This window comes from Lichenibacterium minor (assembly GCF_004137685.1).
GTDB classification, from domain to species: domain Bacteria; phylum Pseudomonadota; class Alphaproteobacteria; order Rhizobiales; family Beijerinckiaceae; genus Lichenihabitans; species Lichenihabitans minor.
Genome location: NZ_QYBB01000125.1, coordinates 1 through 2399 on the forward strand (window position 1 = coordinate 1; position 2399 = coordinate 2399).

Annotated in this window: 3 protein-coding genes and 1 pseudogene; 1 reads left to right on the forward strand and 3 read right to left on the reverse strand. The window is 71.0% G+C overall.

Annotated elements, in window-relative coordinates:
• A pseudogene (locus D3273_RS27525) lies at positions 1-261 on the forward strand (hypothetical protein); the annotation flags it as partial.
• On the opposite strand, the gene D3273_RS27530 reads toward D3273_RS27525, so the two are convergent.
• The 3 genes from D3273_RS27530 to D3273_RS27540 all read right to left on the reverse strand — a co-directional run.
• The gene (locus D3273_RS27530) at positions 221-730 is read right to left on the reverse strand and encodes an MBL fold metallo-hydrolase (RefSeq protein ID WP_165359756.1); all 510 of its coding nucleotides are present in this window, start codon (positions 728-730) and stop codon (positions 221-223) included. The pseudogene D3273_RS27525 and the gene D3273_RS27530 overlap by 41 nt on opposite strands.
• A 287-nt stretch (positions 731-1017) precedes the next feature.
• A complete protein-coding gene (locus D3273_RS27535) occupies positions 1018-1998 on the reverse strand; it encodes an aliphatic sulfonate ABC transporter substrate-binding protein (RefSeq protein WP_428977817.1) in 981 nt (326 codons plus the stop codon).
• The coding region (locus tag D3273_RS27540) for an ABC transporter ATP-binding protein (RefSeq protein WP_165359757.1) at positions 1995-2399 on the reverse strand (405 nt) is incomplete at its 5' end. The genes D3273_RS27540 and D3273_RS27535, both read right to left, overlap by 4 nt.

The following is a 2399-nucleotide window of genomic DNA, read 5'->3' on the forward strand; positions in this document are numbered from 1 at the left end:
CTCGCCTTCGGCCTCCACGCCCGGCGGGTCGCGCATCCGGCCGTGGACCTGCGGCTGTTCCGGCACCGCTCCTTCGCAGTCGGCACGCTGGCCGGCGGCCTTTGCCGCGTCGGGCTCAACGGCGCTCCCTTCCTGCTGCCGCTGATGCTGCAGGTCGGGTTCGGCATGAGTCCCGTCGCGTCGAGCTTCCTCCTGCTCAAAGCGGAGGACGGTGCAGAGGTCAGCCGCCACCGGACCGGGACGGCGCGAGCCCGCGGGTGACGCCGGGCCCGGTCAGGGACCGCCCGCACGGCGACTCGCGGGGTCGGGTCAGGACGTCGTCCACAGCGCCGGGACGTAGTCGTACCCGCCGCCGTCCTCGATGACGTGGCCCGTCGCCGGGAAGGGGGGCGTGGAAGAACGGCAGGCGAAGGTGGTCGGCGGCGCCGGTGCCTTTGAAAGCGTCGGGCAGGACGGCCGCGTCGCCCATCCAGAAGTTCCGTTCCATCTCGGGCACCAGGACCTCGGCGTTCGGGAAGGCCGGCGTGCCGTCCGGCCCGCGAAGGCCGCCGACGGGGTCGCCGCGGAAATGGCTGATGACCACCGAACTCACGGCGGCTGCGTCGATGCCGGCCGCGGCGAGACTCGCCGGCAGATGTCCGGCAGCGGACCCTGCGCCCTCGCCCAGCCCGGTGTCGATCAGGACGACGCCGTCGCGGGTCTCGATCGCCAGCGCGTTGAAGGTCGACATCAGCTTGTCCGGCGCCATCCCGCAGGCCGCGAAGGCTTCCCCAACCTCGTCGGCGTTCGCGTGCGGACGGAATGCGGGGGGCGGTCGCGCATGGGCACGCCATCGTGCAGCGCGCCGGCCGTGAAGGCCCCGACCTTGAACCGATGGAAGCTCGGCGCCTGCACGCCGACCTCGGAGGTGCTCGTCCCGCCCATGCGTCGCCTCCCTCAGGACCGGGGCCGGGCTTGTTCCGTCCACGGGGCTCGATCAAGGCGCGCATGCATCCCCAGGCCCCCGCCGGAGCCCGGTCAGGCCGACAGGAACAGCTTTCCGTCGTAGTACTCGCTCGGCTGGAGTGGGTCTGCGACCGTGCCGAATTCCTTGAACATCGCGTTGAACCGCCCCAGCCATCTGTCGACTGTCCCGTCGCGGGTGAAGGCGTCGAGCTGGGCGCCGGTGAGAAGAAGGCGGCTCTTGGCCACCGGCATCAAGACGTCGACCGGCACATGGATGAGGGCCGACGTCAGCTCCACGCTGCGATCGAGGTTCTCCGCCCGGTAGTCGATCGCCTTCTTCACGACGCGGACGAAGCTGCGCGCGAGGTCCGGGTCGCCGCTCACCACCTCGTTGCGCGCCACCACGGCGTTGACGAAGGACACGTCGGGATAGAAGTCCCGGTTGGCGGCGAGCTCCTTCAGGTCCGGCACGCGGCGGCGGATAACGTCGACGAGCGGGTTCCAGATACCGGCCCCGTCGATCTGACCCGACGAGAAGGCCGCCACGACCGTGCTCGGGTCCATCGGCACGACCTGGACGTCCTTGATCGTCAGGCCTGCCTTAGCGAGGCCGAGCCGCAGGATCATGTCGCCCGAGGTTCCCTGCGGCACGCCGACGCGTCTGCCCTTGAGGTCGGCGATCGACGCGATGCCGGGCTGGGCGATGAGGCGGTCGCTGAAGCCGACGTCGTCGATCGCCACCACCTTGGCACGGCCGCTCGCCGGCAGCCACAGCGCGCCGGGGCCGATGGTGCCGAAGTCGAGGCTGCCCGCCCCCATGGCCTGCACTTGGATCGGGCCGTTGGTGAACACCTTGAGATCGGGCACGAGGCCCTCCGACTCCCACAGCTTCTGGTCGTTCGCCACCGCGAAAAGGCTCGCGTTGGGGAAATCGCCGATGTAGCCGACCCGCACGGACTTCGGCGCGGCGGCGTGGGCGACGCGCGGCAAGGCGAGCGCGGCGGTTCCTGCCAGCGCGGCGGTCCCCGCCGCCAGGAGGGTGCGGCGGGTCAGCATGGCATGGGCTCCTGATTTCGGTCGGGATGGTAGACGGCGCGCCACACGCGGTTGCGCAGCTCCGCGAAATGCGGCGACAGCCGCATCTCCTCGGTGCGGGGGTAGGGCAGGTTCACAGGGACGACGCAGCGGAGGCGGCCGGGGCGCGCCGCCATCACGACGACGCGGCTCGCGAGATAGACCGCTTCCTCGACGTCGTGGGTGATGAACATCACGGTGCGGCGCTCGCGGCTCCAAGTGTCGAGGAGCTGGTCCTGCAGGCCGACGCGGGTCAGGGCGTCGAGCGCGCCGAAGGGTTCGTCCATGAGCAGGATGGCGGGATCGACCGCGTAGGCGCGCGCGATGGCGCAGCGCTGCTTCATGCCGCCCGACAGCGTCTTCGGCAGGGCGTCGGCGAA